The organism is Blautia difficilis (assembly GCF_014297245.1).
Classification (GTDB): domain Bacteria; phylum Bacillota; class Clostridia; order Lachnospirales; family Lachnospiraceae; genus Blautia_A; species Blautia_A difficilis.
Genome location: NZ_JACOQG010000038.1, coordinates 1 through 16,708, shown reverse-complemented (window position 1 = coordinate 16,708; position 16,708 = coordinate 1). Strand labels below are relative to the sequence as shown.

Annotated in this window: 15 protein-coding genes; 14 read left to right on the top strand and 1 reads right to left on the bottom strand. The window is 39.1% G+C overall.

The window, feature by feature from the left end:
• Nucleotides 1–338: phage integrase N-terminal SAM-like domain-containing protein (locus H8Z82_RS15380; protein ID WP_186995594.1), on the bottom strand; the 338-nt coding region annotated here is incomplete at its 3' end.
• Nucleotides 339–611: 273 nt separating this feature from the next.
• On the opposite strand from H8Z82_RS15380, the gene H8Z82_RS15375 reads away from it, so the two are divergent.
• From H8Z82_RS15375 to H8Z82_RS15305, 14 genes are all read left to right on the top strand, one after another.
• Nucleotides 612–1,055, top strand: coding sequence for a GNAT family N-acetyltransferase (locus tag H8Z82_RS15375; protein ID WP_055248683.1), 444 nt, complete (start codon nt 612–614; stop codon nt 1,053–1,055).
• Nucleotides 1,056–1,369: 314 nt separating this feature from the next.
• Nucleotides 1,370–2,623: an ATP-binding protein gene (locus H8Z82_RS15370; protein ID WP_186995593.1), complete on the top strand. Its 1,254-nt coding sequence runs from the start codon at nt 1,370–1,372 to the stop codon at nt 2,621–2,623.
• A 158-nt stretch (nt 2,624–2,781) separates the two neighbouring features.
• Nucleotides 2,782–3,618, top strand: coding sequence for a Fic family protein (locus H8Z82_RS15365; RefSeq protein ID WP_243176496.1), 837 nt, complete (start codon nt 2,782–2,784; stop codon nt 3,616–3,618).
• 1,043 nt (nt 3,619–4,661) lie between these two features.
• Nucleotides 4,662–5,633, top strand: a complete 972-nt coding sequence (locus tag H8Z82_RS15355) for a LacI family DNA-binding transcriptional regulator (RefSeq protein WP_186995592.1) — start codon at nt 4,662–4,664, stop codon at nt 5,631–5,633.
• 218 nt (nt 5,634–5,851) lie between these two features.
• Nucleotides 5,852–7,210: an ABC transporter substrate-binding protein gene (locus H8Z82_RS15350; RefSeq protein ID WP_243176495.1), complete on the top strand. Its 1,359-nt coding sequence runs from the start codon at nt 5,852–5,854 to the stop codon at nt 7,208–7,210.
• A 108-nt stretch (nt 7,211–7,318) separates the two neighbouring features.
• Nucleotides 7,319–8,161, top strand: a complete 843-nt coding sequence (locus H8Z82_RS15345) for a carbohydrate ABC transporter permease (RefSeq protein ID WP_243176494.1) — start codon at nt 7,319–7,321, stop codon at nt 8,159–8,161.
• An 8-nt stretch (nt 8,162–8,169) separates the two neighbouring features.
• A complete protein-coding gene (locus tag H8Z82_RS15340; protein ID WP_186995590.1) occupies nt 8,170–9,003 on the top strand; it encodes a carbohydrate ABC transporter permease in 834 nt (277 codons plus the stop codon).
• 28 nt (nt 9,004–9,031) lie between these two features.
• On the top strand, nt 9,032–11,491 hold the full coding sequence (locus tag H8Z82_RS15335) for a GH116 family glycosyl-hydrolase (RefSeq protein ID WP_186995589.1): 2,460 nt from the start codon (nt 9,032–9,034) through the stop codon (nt 11,489–11,491).
• A gap of 33 nt (nt 11,492–11,524) precedes the next feature.
• On the top strand, nt 11,525–13,228 hold the full coding sequence (locus H8Z82_RS15330) for a glycoside hydrolase family 13 protein (RefSeq protein ID WP_186995588.1): 1,704 nt from the start codon (nt 11,525–11,527) through the stop codon (nt 13,226–13,228).
• Nucleotides 13,229–13,538: 310 nt separating this feature from the next.
• Entirely contained in the window at nt 13,539–13,790 is a 252-nt protein-coding gene (locus tag H8Z82_RS15325; RefSeq protein WP_186995587.1) for a hypothetical protein, read from the top strand.
• A gap of 5 nt (nt 13,791–13,795) precedes the next feature.
• Nucleotides 13,796–14,608, top strand: coding sequence for an alpha/beta fold hydrolase (locus H8Z82_RS15320; protein ID WP_186995586.1), 813 nt, complete (start codon nt 13,796–13,798; stop codon nt 14,606–14,608).
• Nucleotides 14,609–14,680: 72 nt separating this feature from the next.
• Nucleotides 14,681–15,436, top strand: coding sequence for a 4Fe-4S binding protein (locus H8Z82_RS15315; RefSeq protein ID WP_186995585.1), 756 nt, complete (start codon nt 14,681–14,683; stop codon nt 15,434–15,436).
• A 297-nt stretch (nt 15,437–15,733) separates the two neighbouring features.
• Nucleotides 15,734–16,204 (top strand): LURP-one-related/scramblase family protein, encoded by a 471-nt coding sequence (locus tag H8Z82_RS15310; protein ID WP_186995584.1) that lies wholly within the window; start codon nt 15,734–15,736, stop codon nt 16,202–16,204.
• 45 nt (nt 16,205–16,249) lie between these two features.
• Nucleotides 16,250–16,468 carry an aspartate dehydrogenase gene (locus H8Z82_RS15305; RefSeq protein ID WP_186995583.1) on the top strand — a complete coding sequence of 73 codons (219 nt, stop codon included), beginning with the start codon at nt 16,250–16,252 and terminating at the stop codon, nt 16,466–16,468.
• The last annotated feature ends 240 nt before the right edge of the window (nt 16,469–16,708 follow it).

Below are 16,708 nucleotides of genomic sequence, written 5' to 3'. Positions count from 1 at the left end.
TCAATGATTGCATTTATTTCATCGCGGGATAGAACAGCAGGAAGATTTCGCTCTCTTTTCATAGCCGGAACAGTGTCATCATCCCAGACAATCTTCAGCACCTTTTTATATAAGAACTTTATTGCAGACCGATAGTGATTGTGAGTTTCAGGAGACCTTCCTTCCAGACGTTTGGCAGTAAGAAAACTTTCCGCATCTTCAAGCGTAAGATCAGAAACATTTTTTCCAATCCAACGAAGGAAGTAACTGACATCAGAGCAATACAATTGAATAGTTCTTTCACGCAGGTTACGTTTTTCCGCTTCATTGCGGATGGATTCAAAAATATCTTTATACATAATAAAACCTCCAGAATAAGTAGTGTTAATAATTACATCTACCTATTCGGAGGTGCATTGGCGTCATAATTCCGATTGCGGAAGAGACTGAAAAATGTTATTCTTATCATAGGCAGTGGAGCTTTCTTAGTTCAGTTGTTTCGTGTGGTAACTTAACAATAACGGATTATGGAAAGTAATTCCACTGCTTTTTAATAAAAATAAAACTGCGCCACAGCCTTGGCAGGCCATCGCGCAGCGATTTTGTTCAATCGGAAGTTGAAGGTGCGATTGATGAAAATTATTGAAGTTAAAGAGAATAAAAAACAATATCTTGATTTGCTCCTATTAGCAGATGAGCAGGAAGATATGGTTGACCGTTATCTTGATAGCGGCAAGATGTATGTACTTGATGATAATGGGGTCAAGTGCGAGTGTGTCATAACGGATGAAAAAAATGACATACTCGAAATCAAGAACATTGCGACAGTTCCAGAATATCAAGGGAAAGGTTATGCAAGAGCCTTAATTGAGTTTATTGTTAATAATTACAGAGAACAATACGCCATTCTGCAAGTCGGAACAGGCGATAGCCCACTGACAATACCATTTTATGAAAAGTGTGGTTTTGTCCGTTCACATATTATATCAAATTTCTTTACAGATAATTACGATCACCCAATCTACGAGAGCGGAGTACAGTTAGTAGATATGGTGTATTTGCAAAGACCTTTATAATTAACTTCCAGTTGTTGAACTGAATTCGAAAAGCATTAGGGTGCAGAAGAGATAGAATCCTTTGCGTAAAAGTCTAACGAACATATTTAATGAAACATCGGAACCATCTTCTTTTTGTTGTCTACCTATAATAACGATTGGAGTAATCGATTATAGACACTGCAATCAAAAAAATCTGAAAATATATTTATCAACATTACATAAAAGTGTGTAGATGCACATAAAATGGGAATATATATTGAAATTCAGGTCGTTCTGTGATAGAATTTCATTACTAAAAAGTGTGCAGATGCACGGAAATGGGGAGTGTAACGATGGAGATTAAAAGAGACGCTTACCTACAGCAGCTGATCGAGCGAAAAGATAATGGAATGATAAAGGTGATTACCGGCATTCGTAGATGTGGCAAATCCTTTTTGCTGTTTACCATCTTTAAGAGATACCTACTGGAGAACGGCGTTGATGTTGATCATATTATTGAAATTGCATTGGATGGTATTGAGAACGAGGAATTAAGAGCTCCCAAGGTATGCTTCAAGTACATCAAGGATGCCATGAAAGACGACGGGAAGTATTATCTCCTTTTGGATGAAGTGCAGTTCATGCCACGATTTGAGGAAGTGCTGAACAGCCTGCTCCGCATGAGCAATATTGATGTGTATGTCACCGGAAGTAATTCCAAGTTCCTGTCCAGCGACATTGTGACCGAATTCCGTGGCAGAGGTGATGAGATTAGAATCTACCCTCTCTCCTTTGCAGAGTTTTATTCTGTCTATGACGGCGATTATGATGATGCCTGGGATGACTACATGATCTACGGAGGATTGCCGCAGATCGTAAGTTTCCAGAGCGAACGACAGAAAGCGGACTATCTGAAGAACATCTTTGCAAATGTCTATCTGAAGGATGTTATTGAAAGAAATAAGATTCAGAACGTGGATGAGATTGGGATTCTGGTTGATGTGCTTGCATCTGCAATCGGCGCACCGACCAACCCTTCAAAGATTGCCAATACCTTTGCCAGTGAGCGCCAGATGACTTATGCTAATAAAACCATCTCCAAGCATATCGACCATTTGACAGATGCCTTTTTGATTTCCAAGGCAAGCCGATACGATATTAAGGGCAGAAAGTATATCGGTGCAAATCTGAAATACTACTTTACTGATCTGGGACTGAGAAATGCACGTCTGAATTTCAGACAGCAGGAGCCTACTCATATCATGGAGAACATTGTTTATAACGAGCTGCTGATCCGTGGCTACAATGTTGATGTGGGTGTCGTGGATATCTTCGATAAGGATAAAGAGGGCAAACGTGTTCGTAAGCAGTTGGAAGTTGACTTTGTGGTGAATCAAGGAAACCAGAGATACTATATCCAGGTTGCATATGACATGACTTCGGAAGAAAAACAGACGCAGGAGTTCAATTCTCTGCGTAATATCCCGGACTCTTTCAAGAAGATCGTCATTGTAAACGGCAGCAAAAAGCCTTGGAGAAATGATGAAGGTTTTGTCATCATGGGAATGAAATATTTCTTGCTGAATGCGAATAGTCTGGAATTTTAAGTCGATTTGAGTTGTTGCTGTGGTGTTGTTCTATTTCAAAAAAGAGTGAAATGATATAAATAAGGCCACGGCTGATTTCATGTTGGAACAGCCGTGGCTCAGTTTATTTTTTTATCCGTACAAACGAGACTGTTCCGCAGATTATGTAGAACAGACGTTTGGAAGAACTGGTAAGTCAGAAAGCAGAGCCACGTAATCGGTCTGAACAGGAAATTGCAGGTTATCGTGAAGTACTTTCCACAATTCACGAAGGCTATGAACATATCAATCCAAGACCGAACATTATTTTGCAGTTATATCGAGATCTGTACTCCTATTCACAGGGGTCTGCAGGCGGAAGTTATAAGAACTCCGATAATGTAATTGCAGAAACAGATGCCGAAGGCCATCAGAAGGCACGTTTTATTCTAGTTCCCGTATTGCAGACTGCTGAAGCGATGAAAGAACTTTGCACTCGCTTCCTTGAAGCATGGGAAGCTGACCGCATTGATAAACTGGTTTTGATTCCCATGTTCATTCTGGACTTTCTGTGCATCCATCCTTTCAATGACGGAAATGGTAGGATGAGCCGTTTGCTCACTTTACTGCTTTTTTATAAGGCGGGATACATCGTTGGAAAATATGTCAGTATGGAAATGCTGATTGAAAAGACAAAAGAAACATATTATGAAGCCCTTCAAGCAAGTTCTACTGGCTGGCATGAGGGCGAAAACAGCTATGAGCCTTTTGTTAAATATTATCTGGGTATCATGCTGAAAGCATACAATGAATTCGAAAGCCGTGTAGAGCATTTGAAGCATCGGAGTCTTTCTAAGCCTGATAGAACTAAAGCGGTTATTGATAACATGGTTGGTAAAATTACAAAGAAAGAAATCATGGAGCTTTGTCCTGATATAAGCAAAATTACCGTGGAAAGGACTTTGACGAATCTGGTTAAGAGTGGGTATATCGCAAAAGTTGGTGCAGGTCCATCTACTGGTTATGTCCGTGTTTAAAAATATGAAAGCAGCTTATAAATTTGCCAGTCAAAAACGCATGGACAAACCGTCTCGTATGCGGGAAATTAATTGTAGACAAGAAAATATCTTGTACTTACGATAGGAAAGTTTAATTGAATACTGTTTACCATGATCGAACGTACGAAGCATGGTGGTCATGTAACAGATGTCGATGGTAATATCAAGGCATTCCCCGATTATTAGCTGGAACAAACAATCAGCTAACTTTCAGAGCTTTACAGAGCTTGACAGAGAGTGACAATAGGTTGGAGCTTTCCTAAGACCTATTGTAGGTTCGATTCCTATAGGAGATGCTACATTTTAGCGGTAATGAAGACAAAATCATTGCCGCTTTTTTCATGCAATTTTATCAATTTCGATGGCAAATTTGTCAGCGAAAAGTGAGTGAAAAATGGATTTTGTCAGCGAAAATGAAATCTTGTCATCAGGATTTATTTTTCAGATTGTCACCCGGAGAGATAAGACACAATGTAGTATAAGATTTGGGGTGTAAATCAGAGTAAAAATAACACAATTTTCTTGCCTGGTATAAGGCCTGTCGGAAGAGTCCGTTCAGACTAGATAATAACAATCTATTCTGGACGAGCTTTTTTGCGTGAGCAATGGGTCAAGGTCCAAGCTTGCTTGAGACTTTGACGAATGCCGCGACAATGAGCGAGTAACGCGAGTGCGTTCAGGGAAAGGAAGTTGCCTATGGCAGAAAAAACAGAATTATTAGAAGAAGATGAAAAAGTAGTTGAGATTGAGTTGGAAAGATTGAGAGGATTTGAAAATCATCCGTTCAAGGTCAGAGCCATGCAACTCTGATGGATATATTCCTCAGAGTTGCATGGCTCTGAATAGTTACCAAAAAACAGCTGATAAAAAAGAAAAGCAAAATAAAAACTAATAAAAACAGAGAATTGCCGGAGAATAAACAGAGAATAATAAATAAAATACGGAGAAAATCAGAAAAACCCATTGACAGATTTTCTAAAAAGGTGTATTGTGAGTATAACAATTCAAAATAGGAGAGAAATATGAGTACTATACAGGATGTGGCTCAGAAAGCCGGAGTATCAGTATCAACTGTATATAAAGTTTTTAGTGACAGTTATAAAACGCGTGATGAAATCAGAGAACGTGTGCTTAAGGCGTGTGATGAACTGAACTATTCGCATCATTCTATAATAAAGAAGCGTAAGCTGTTGGGCATGATGTTTAGTGAAGTTACGAACCCTTTTACCAATACGTTAATGCAGATGATCATTGATGAGCTGGGTGATGAATATGATATTGTCACTTTGTTTAGCAATGAGGATTTGACGAGAGAAAAGCAAAATATAACCTGTCTGGAACAGATGAAGATTGATGCGCTTATTTTTGCAACATTTTCGAATCAGGAGTATCCGGAAATTAATAAGATGATCAGCGATGGCAAACCGGTAATACAGTTTTTTATGCAGACACATCCGGGAGCAGATGCGATTTTATTTGACGATGAATTAGGTACCTATCAGGCAGTAAAGTATCTTATTCAAAATGGACATAAAGATATCCTGATGTTATACAAATACAGAATAGGATTTCCACAGAGAAGCAATGGATATAGAAAGGCCTTTGAAGAAGCAGGATTAGAAGTGGATGATCGTTATTTATATGATATTCCATATAATGACAGCATCCGTGGAGTAATTCAGAATAAGATTCAGGAATTAAAGCCATCTGCAATTCTTGCGGTAAATGAAACAATTGCAACCTCTACAGTATGCGCTTTAAAGGAAATGAAGTTTATGGTTCCGCAGGACATCAGTCTGATTATATATGATGATCTTCCGTGGGCAGCAGCCTCTAAGTTTACAACGATAGGTCATGCTTTCGATTCGGCAGGATCACTATGCAAAAATATATTAATGGAAATAACAGGTCTTGAGAAGAAACATACTCCAGTCCGGCTTGTGATTGATCCGATGCTTATAGTGAGGGATTCTGTAAGAATTTTAACTAAATAAAATGTAACTACATGAGCAAAGGGAACTGCGCAGCAGTGAGTTTGCGAATGGAGTTCTGAATAGTTACAAAAAATGTGAATTAAGACATTACTCCGGAGGTATGTTTTAATTGCAAAAGAATTATGTACTTTCCAGACAGAGACAGGTATTAGTGAAGGATATGGCATGATTTTGGAGCAAATAGAATTTTAATCATGAAACAAATGGGAGGGAAAATAATGGTAAAACGTATAATGGGTTTAATCCTGACAGGAACAATGATAATGTCATTACTGGCATGTGGTAAAGCGAATACTGATACTTCGAAGACAACGCAGAGCGACAGCAATAGTAGTATTAGCAGCAGTAGTAGTGAGGGCGATGAGATTACCTTTACGTTTGCAGAGCATGTTGCGGATATTGAAAATCAGGCACCGCAGGTATATGCAGTAGTACAGGAATTTATGAAACAGAATCCTGATATTAAAATCGAAATGACGGGGGCTGCACAGGATGAGCATACCCAGAAAATCAAGCTGGCATCTCAGTCTGACAGCTTGCCGGATCTTTTTTATTCATTAAAGGGCGATGCTGATGCATTGGCTGAGGCGGGAATGCTGGCAGATCTTTCAGAGGATATTCTTAATGATCAGGAATTCGTGGACGGATTTCTGCCCGGTATGCTTTCAGTAATGGAAAAGGATGGAGCTATTTATGGATTGCCTGCAGAGATTTTCTGTAATGGGATCTGGTACAATAAAGCATTGTTTGATCAGTGTGGTCTGGAAATTCCTGTAACCTATGAAGACTTCATGAACTGTGTTAAGGTTTTCAACGAAAATGGAATTGTTCCAATGGCAAGAGGAACAAAGGATGTATGGAGCAGCTGGTCCCTTATGACAATGCATTGCAGGTATGGTTTCTTTGACCATATTGATGGAATCCTTAGTGGAACAGATAAGTGGCTGAATGATGACTATTTACGGTTTTATGAAAAACTGCAGGATATGGCAGAGCAGGGAACATTCCCGGATAATGCTTCTTCAATAGGATACTGGGAAGCTACAGAAATGTTTCTTGGTGGACAGGCAGCAATGTTTGACAGCGGTGCGTGGGATACAAAGAAATTTGATGAAAGTGACCTTAAGGATAGCATTGGTTTCTGGTGGGGACCGACATTTGAAGATGGAGTTGGAAATCAGGAAATTTCCATGAAAGCACCGTCTCACCCATATTGTGTATCAGCCAAGACCCAAAAAGAAGATCCGGAAAAATATCAGGCTATTATTAAATTTTTAAAATTCTATTATGGTCCTGAGGGGACGGAAATTATTGCAGCACAAAATCAGAGTGTGCCGGTTACCCGTTATGAAGGAGAAATTGATGCTGATAAGTACCCGGTGTTTGCAAGAGTGATTGAACGGATGAATGATGATTGGGAAAGTCCGGATACTTGTCCTAATATGAAATTGCTCGGACAATTTGAAACTACATATTTTGAGAGTATGGTTGGTGTTATCAATGGTATTTATACGCCGGAAGAAGCTCTTCAATTTTTAGATGATCAGACGGAAGCGCAGGGTATTATAAATAAGTAATTAACATAAATGCTCTGTCAGAGTCTAAGCATTTTGACAGAGCATTTTTAGTGAGGTGAGAAATTTATGCATTGGTTAAGTAAAAAAAACACAAAAATTATCATGATTATGCCGGCAGTAATTTTGTTCACTGTTTTTTATCTGGCACCTATTTTTATCAGTGTCTATTATAGCTTTACCGATTTCTCCGGAATTGGAGCGGCAAAATTTATCGGTTTTAAAAATTATCAGGTATTGCTGAATGATAAATTCTTTTTTATTGCTTTGAAAAATACTATTATTATTTTGATTGGTATAACAATTACCATTCTGCCATTGTCATTTATTGTGGCATTACTTCTGGAAAAACCATTTCGGGGAAGTGGAGTTGTGCAGTCTATGATCTTTGCACCAAATGTAATTGCACCAATATTAGTCGGTCTGATCTGGTTGTTTATTCTGGATCCGAAAATGGGGATGATTAATGCAATATTGAGGAGTATCGGACTGAGTGATTATCAACAGCAGTGGATTGGAGGTAAAACCCTGACACCCTATTCGGTTGCCTTTGTATATTTATGGCAGGTGCTTGGTTTTTATACAACTATTAATATGGCTGGCCTGAGAAGTATTCCGGCAGATATTTATGAAGCGGCGGAAATTGATGGTGCGAATTATTTTCAAAGGATACGAAAAATAACCATACCTATGATGAAAAATACAATAGTGATTAACACAATACTGATCATCACAGGTGGATTCAAAATCTTTGAGACCGTAAAGCAGCTTACCAATGGTGGACCGAACCATATGTCAGATGTGTTGGTTACCTATATGTATGATACTACCTTTACTTCATCACGTTACGGATATGGTATGGCGGTTGCTACGGTATCATTTGTCCTGTGTCTGATTTTCTCGATTATTTATCTGGCTAATGTCGGGAAATCATTAGAGCAAAAGGAGGAATAAATTTGAATATGAAAGCTAATTGGAAAACGATTCTGTCCAGATGCGTACTATTCGTTATTACAGCGGTAACTGCTATTCCGCTTTTATGGTTGGTTGTCTTGTCCTTTAAATCAGATACCGATATTTTGAATAATCCATTTTCTCTGCCGGAACATATTGATCTGGCCAATTACAGGAGAGCTCTTGATACATTGCCATTATTTAAAATGTTCGGCAATACACTTATTGTTGCAGTATTTGCATTACTGATCAGTCTGGTCTGCACCTTTATGATATCCTATGCAATCACAAGACTGCATTTTGATCATGCGAAAATACCAAATGGCTTGTATTTATTGTTTGTGTCAGGACTTACGATACCGCCATATATTGTTATTTTTCCTATCTATCGGATTATTGTGACAATGGGGCTGCTGGGAAGCAGGGTGTCCCTGATTTTTCCATTGGCAGCAACAACGATGGCATTGGGAGTTCTTTTAATGGTAGGATTTCTGAGAGAATTTCCGACCGAAATAGAAGAAGCGGCCATTATTGATGGATGTAATATTTATCAAATGTGTACACAGGTTGTATTGCCGATTATTAAGCCGGTTCTGGCAACCGTAATTATTTTTAATGTACTTTATTTCTGGAATGAATACCCAATATCATCCGTACTGGTGAATGATACAAATATGATGACGATTTCACTGGGAGCGTCAATGTTCCGGGGTAGATACAGTATGGATTACAGTGGAATGATTGCAGCTACGGTCATTATCATTATTCCACAGTTGTTTTTTTATGTTTTCTTTCAGAAATATATTGTTGAAGGTATGACAGCAGGTGCAGTCAAGGGCTAATTATTAATAGAAGGAGAATATCAGATTTATGAAAAAAATATATTCAGATGACGAATTGTTTTGCAATAATGAACAAAAGGCATATTCCGGTGATGCCGGATGTGTGGATTTTCTGTTAGGGGGGATCGGAACCGGAAATGTTTCCCTTGGGGCCAGAGGAAATCTTACAACCTGGCAGATTTTTAATCAGCCGGGACAGCTGAATCGTATGCCATACACTTTTTTCTCTATATGGATGAAACAGGATGGAGGAGAAGCCGTTTCCAGAGTGCTGGAAAGTAAGCTTAATCCACCGTTTAACAGATCACAAGGCTTTTTCCGAAATGAGGTTGCAGGTCTGCCACGTTTTGACAGTTCTGTAATGACCACAAAATATCCCTTTGTTAATATTGAATTTCGGGATGAGGAAATACCTGTTCAGATCAGTCTGGAAGCGTATACACCATTCATTCCGCTTAACGCGAAAGATTCAGGAATACCGGGGGCTTATCTGAATTATAAGGTGAAAAATACTACGAAAGAGAACATAGAAATTTCCATTGCCGGTTCTATGAATAATGCAGTAGGATTTGAAGGATATAATAATTTTTCTTTTATGAAGCATGCTGGTGATAGAGAAAATGAATATCGCAGTGATGATGTTATCCGCGGAATTATGTATACGGGAAAGAATTTTTCAGATAAACATATTACATGGGGAAACATGGCATTATCCACAACAGAGAAAGAAGAATATATTACTAAAAAACCTCTCTGGTATCAGGGACAGTGGACAGATGGTGGAGAAGATTTCTGGCAGGACTTTTCTACAGATGGAAGACTCAACAATGAAAGCATCTATGATCAGGTTGGAAGTAACTGGGCGGAAAAGTCTGATTTCAGTTTTCTGCATTTTACAGATAAAATCGGCTCCTTGTGTATCACCCAGACATTAAAGCCGGGAGAGGAAAAAGTTTTTCCTTTTATTCTCAGCTGGTACTTCCCTAACAGACCCAAGATGTGGATTGAGTTAGACAAAGACAAACAGGATATCGTTGACGGAAATTATGATGTTACGAAAAACTACTATGCAACCCTCTTCGAGGATGCCTGGAATGTGGCTTCTTATTTAGCCGGTAATGCGGACAGATTGTATGATGAGAGTGCTAAGTTTGCACATGCGTTTTTTGACACAACCCTTCCTGGCTATATACTTGAAGCAGCAGCAGATAATATTACGGTAATGCGGAGTCCTACATGCTTTAGAATAGAAAACGGTGATTTTCTTGGATGGGAAGGTGTAGATGATGCACTTGGATGCGGTCCCGGAAATTGTACACATGTCTGGAATTATGCACAGAGTGTAGCTGTTTTGTTCCCGGAACTGGAGCAGTCAATGCGAAGGATAGAGTTTGTTGATGAAATACGGGATGATGGATACATGCCATTCAGAGCTTATACGCCATTTGATTTACCACAATGGGAAATGACACCGGCTGCAGATGGACAGCTCGGCTGTATTATCCGGTTATACAGAGAATGGGTTATCAGTGGGAATGACTCTTTGATAAAGGAATGTTGGAATGGGGTCAAAAAGACTCTGGATTATACTTTGAAGGTATGGGATTGTGATGAGGATGGAGTACTGGAGCAGCCACAGCATGTTACCTATGATACAGAGTTGTATGGAATCTCCAGTATGGCAACCAGTATCTACATTGCTGCATTAACAGCGGCAGCTGAAATGGCAGAATTTATGGAGTATGATGACCTGGCAGACCGGTATCGTAAATTGGCAGCGGACGGTGCAGATAAACTGGACAAGGTAAGCTGGAATGGAGAATTTTATGAGCAGGTATTAGATAATGTGAATGCCTATCGTTATCAGTATGGAAAGGGATGTCTGTCAGATCAGCTTTTGGGACAGTATATGGCATTCAATGCACAGCTGGGTTATATCTTACCTGAAGAACATGTAAAGAAGGCGGTACAGTCTGTTTTTGAGTATAATTTTGTTGAAAAAGCAAAGAAGAATGTACATGCAGAAAGAGCATATATTTTAAATGATGAAAAGGGGCTTACCCCATGTACCTGGCCAAATGGTGGTAAACCGATTTTCCCGTTTGTATATTATGGAGAAGTCTGGACGGGGATAGAATATGAAGTTGCAGCTTTGTTAGTCCGTACTGATCAGGTGAATGAAGCATTAACCATTGTTAAAGCGCTCAGAGACCGTCAGGATGGTTTTAAGAGGAATCCTTTTAGTGAAAATGAATCCGGTTATTACTATACAAGAGCAATGGCATCTTGGGCGGTATACGAGGCTTTACTCGGATATCACTATGACATGCGTAAGCAGGAACAGTCTTTTGAACCGAAGCTGAATGAAGATCATTTTGATGGTTTCTGGTGCAATGGAAGACAATGGGGAGTTGTTCACCAGAGGAAGGATAATGACGGAACCCTGTATCAGACCACAGAGGTATTATATGATGCGGTTAAAATGTAAAGATCAGTGTTTTCTGATTATGGAGGGAGCATAATGGATCATAACGAGCATTGGTGGCAAAAGAGCGTGGTATATCAGATATATCCACGTAGCTTTATGGATAGTAATGGCGATGGAATAGGTGATTTACAAGGGATCATCAGTAAATTGGATTATTTACGGAATCTGGGGGTAGATGTGATCTGGCTGTCTCCCTTTTATGCATCGCCTAATGCGGATAATGGATATGATATTAGTGATTATCAGAAGATTATGGAGGAGTTTGGAACTATGGAGGACTTTGATGAGCTTTTAAAAGAAGCTCATCAGAGAAATCTGAAGATTATTATTGATATGGTAGTGAATCATTCCTCGGATGAACATGAGTGGTTTAAAAAGAGCAAAGCAGGGATAGAACCCTATCGTAATTATTATATATGGCGAAAGGGCGTTGATGGGAAAGAACCCAACAACTGGCGTTCTAATTTCAGTGGAAGCGCATGGACCTACTCTGAAGAACGGCAGGAATATTATCTGCATCTTTTTCATAAAAAACAGCCGGAATTAAATTGGCAGTGTGCGGAATTGAGAAATGAGATTTATCGTATGATGAATTGGTGGCTGGATAAGGGAGTGGATGGATTCCGTCTGGATGTTATTAATTATATAGGTAAGAATCCGGAATTTCCCGATGGAGTCATTGGAAAAGATGGTTTGGGCGATTTTGTACCGTATGCAGTGAACCTTCCCATCTCTCATGATTATATAAAAGAGATGAACAGTCAGGTATGGCATAACAGAGAGGGAATTCTTACGGTAGGTGAGACGCCGTTTGCCAGTACGGATGATGCCGTTCAATATTCCTGCTTGGACAATACGGAGCTGAATATGGTTTTTCAGTTTGAACATATGGATCTGGATAATGCGGAGGATGGCTCCAAATGGTCTGACAGACGTATTCCGTTATTGGAATTAAAGAGAAGCTTCAGCAACTGGCAAAGAAAATTATACGGAAAAGCATGGAACAGCCTGTACTGGTGCAATCATGACCAGCCACGTGTTGTATCTAGACTGGGTAATGATACGGATACATGGTGGAACAAATCAGCCAAAATGCTGGCTACATGCCTGCATTTTATGCAGGGAACTCCCTATGTTTATCAGGGAGAAGAGCTTGGAATGACCAATTATCCATTTTCGGATATCAGAGATTTCCGTGATGTCGAAAGTATTAATGCTTACCATGAGTATACAGAAACCTTACACGTAGACAGCGATAAAATGATAAGTTATCTGAGAAATAAAAGCAGGGATAACGCCCGTACACCGATGCAATGGGATGAAACCGATGAGGCAGGATTTACTACAGGCGTCCCGTGGATGCCGGTAAATCCTAATTACAAAGTGATAAATGCCGCTGCTCAGATTGGTGATGAGGATTCCGTTTATAATTACTATCGCAAACTGATCTCCCTGAGAAAAGAACATCCGATTATCGTAAATGGTGATTTTGAACTTGTGGGAGAGGATGATGCTGATGTCTTCGTATACCTGCGTCATTGGAAGAATCAGATATTATGGGTGGCATGCAATTTTACAGACCGGATGCAGAAAATCGTAAATCCGTCGTCCAATCATGCAGAATACCGGGAGTGGCATGTAATCTGTGATAATTATAGTCCGTCAGGAGATGCTTTCGAAAAAGACCAAATAGAACTGCAGCCATATGAGGCAGTAGCAGTTCTTGGCAATCCATGATACAGCGTAGAGTGGAAAGTGAAATTATCTGAAATGTAATGAGAGACAAGAGTAATCGGACAAATCCGGTTGCTCTTTTTATTTTGTATAAGCTATAATGTAACTATTCAGACCTCATTCGTAAAACCGCTGCTAACGCAGCTCAAGTTTTACTCATTGAGGTTACTTCGCCGTATAAAATTGCTGTTCTGTATGAATGCAAGCATTCACAGAAAGGTAAGTAGGTAACCATCCGTATATTGACATTTTATAAAAGCCATGGAGCATATTAACAGTATGTATGAAGAGGCGATGAAAAGAGAAAGAGCATATGAAAATTCCCAAAGAAAAAACAGTACGAGCAACAGCTATTCCAGTAAATCCTAAAGAAGTTATTCTTCCGGCAAGAAGAGTACTCCATCGCGTTCATACAATGTTTATAATTATGATGACTCGGATGATTTCGTTGATGACTGGGCAGAGGAATTTGGTGGAGGAAATTATGATGGCGGATATGATAATGCGTATGATTATTGGGAGGAGAACTACGGGAAATAATAATGTAAGGAAATTGTGGAGGTAAATTTATTGAAGGAAAGTACATATCAAACTCCTTGTGGAACGATTCATTATTGGTCAAGTATTCTGAGGTTGGATACAACGACGCTTGTATTTCTTCCGGGGCTGACTGCTGACCATAGACTGTTTGATAAACAGGTTGAGTACTTCGATGGAAAATATAATATTATTGTATGGGATGCACCGGCTCATGCCTCATCCTGGCCGTTTCGGTTTGAATTTGATCTGTTTGATAAGGCAAAATGGCTGAATGGGATTCTTGAAAAAGAAGAAATCATAAAACCAATTATAATCGGTCAATCAATGGGAGGATATGTGGGACAGGCTTATGCACAATTGTATCCTGATCGGCTGGCAGGTTTTATTTCCATTGATTCGGCACCGCTACAGAGGAACTATGTGACAGCAGTGGAGATCTGGCTTCTGAAAAGAATGGAACCAGTATATGCACATTACCCATGGAAGTTGCTTTTGAAATCCGGAACTGAGGGAGTTGCAACTTCTGATTATGGCAGAAACCTGATGAAGGAAATGATGCTGGTCTATGATGGTAATCAACATCGTTATGCCCAAATTGCCGGGCATGGATTTCGTATTCTGGCAGAGGCAATGGAAAAGGATCTGCCATATGAAATCAAATGTCCTTCCCTGTTGATATGTGGTACAAAGGATCATGCCGGTTCATGCATAAGGTATAACAGAGAATGGCATCGAAAAACGAAAATTCCTTTAAAGTGGATTGAAGGGGCAGGTCATAATTCTAATACAGATAAACCGGAGATGATAAATAGTTTGATAGAAGAATTCCTTTCAAACATATAAACACTATTGAAAACAATTGGTCAACCGTTATAAAAGGACAATAAACAAATCGGAATCAGTAGGAGGATCATTATGAGATTTTATAACATATTTTTCAGCCCGACAGGGGGTACAGAGAAAGTAGCAGATATTGTTGCGAAAGGGACGAAGCTGGATGCTGAAGAAATCGATCTAATTAAAGAACCAGATAAACTCATGAAGGTGAAATTTGAAAAAAAGGACCTATGTTTGGTTGCTGTACCGTCTTACGGTGGACGCATTCCATCAGTTGTAACGGATATGTTTCGCAAAGTAAAGGCAGATGGTGCGAAAGCAATTCTTGTGGCAGTATTTGGAAACCGTATGATTGATGATACTCTATTGGAACTACAGGATGTTCTGGAGGCATCAGGATTTGTATGTATCGCAGGAATGGAGGCTGTCGCAGAGCATTCCCTGATGCACCAATTTGGAACTGGACGCCCGGATCAGCAGGATGAAAAGGAATTGCTGGAATTTGCCGCAAAGATTATGCAAAACAGCGAAGCACAAAGGACACCTGCATTTCCGGGAAACAGACCATATCGAGAATATGGAGGTGTTCCACTCAAACCTGTTGCAAATGGAAAATGCACTTCCTGCGGTCTGTGCGCAAAAGAATGCCCGGCAGGTGCCATTCCGTTGGACAATCCAAAGATGACCGATAAGGATAAGTGCATTTCTTGTATGCACTGTGTAACAGTCTGTCCGAAGAAAGCAAGAAATTACAGTAAGCTTGTCAGTTTTATCGCTGGACTGAAAATGAAGAAGGTTTGTTCCGGTAGGAAGGAAAATAAATTGTATTTATAATAGGGCGAGCAATACAATGAGAAACATGTAAATTGATACGTGAACAATCGGCTCAGCATGATATTTAATTAAATATTGCAATGAAAAGATCATTTACCGTAAACAAGCAGTAGATGGTCTTTTTATATCTTTTTGTGAACAAGTAGAGATTTATAGCTGGTAATATGTGTTTTATCATAATCCGTGAAATAAGATGGGTTAATTCTTCGATTTACATATTTTTTAAGGTGTTCCGGCATGGTATTATGATACTTATAAAGAACCAATTATATCTGTTGGAGAGAGCGGTGAAAAATTATGAAGCTATTATTTAAACAAAGGCTGTTTTCATGGTTTGACAGCTATGATATCTATGATAAAGCAGGCAACACTGTTTATGTAGTAAAAGGTCAGTTGTCCTGGGGACATAAACTTGTAATTTATGATGCCTATGGAAATGAAGTAGGAATGGTTGTTCAGAAAGTACTTACTTTTCTTCCTAAATTTGAGATTTATAAAAATGGCAGTTATATTGGATGCCTGAGAAAAGAATTCTCATTCCTGACGCCACATTATAATATTGATTACAATGGATGGCATATTGATGGAACCTTTATGGAATGGGACTATAGCATTCTTGATCGAAGCGGTTATTCAATTGCACGGGTTAGTAAAGAACTGTTTCATATGACGGATACCTATGTTATTGATGTGCAGGATCCAGGAAATGCGTTGGACGCTTTGATGTTTGTACTTGCGATTGATGCAGAAAAATGTTCCAGGAATTAGATAGTTGATCTTGTTGTCGAAGATATTTGGAGATGGGAAGGTAGCATGGGATTATTCAAAAAGAAAATCGTGAAAAAAACATATGACAGAGAACATATGAAACCTGTTATTCGTGTAAGTATTTGTACTGGAGAAGAAGTAGTAGGATTCAAAGACATACGGACTGGAAAAATCGAAGAGATCATGCTGATCAGATCTCCAGAGGACCTAGAAAGATTCAAAGAGATATATGAGATAACAGAGGAAATTGCAAAAGAATATTAGACATTGGATAAGGGGAATGTGTTGTCATGAAAACGATGCATGCCATACCTGATTATACGCAATGGGAGGTCGCGCAGGAGAAGAATACGGAGAAATATTGAAAGAAAACAAACTATGAAATGAGGTGACAAACTATAAACAGTCAAGAGAATTTTGAAATTTTTTTGAATTGTAAAAATGGGTAACTTTAATAAGCCATCTGAATACATCGTATTTCAGATGGGAGAAATTAGTATTAAT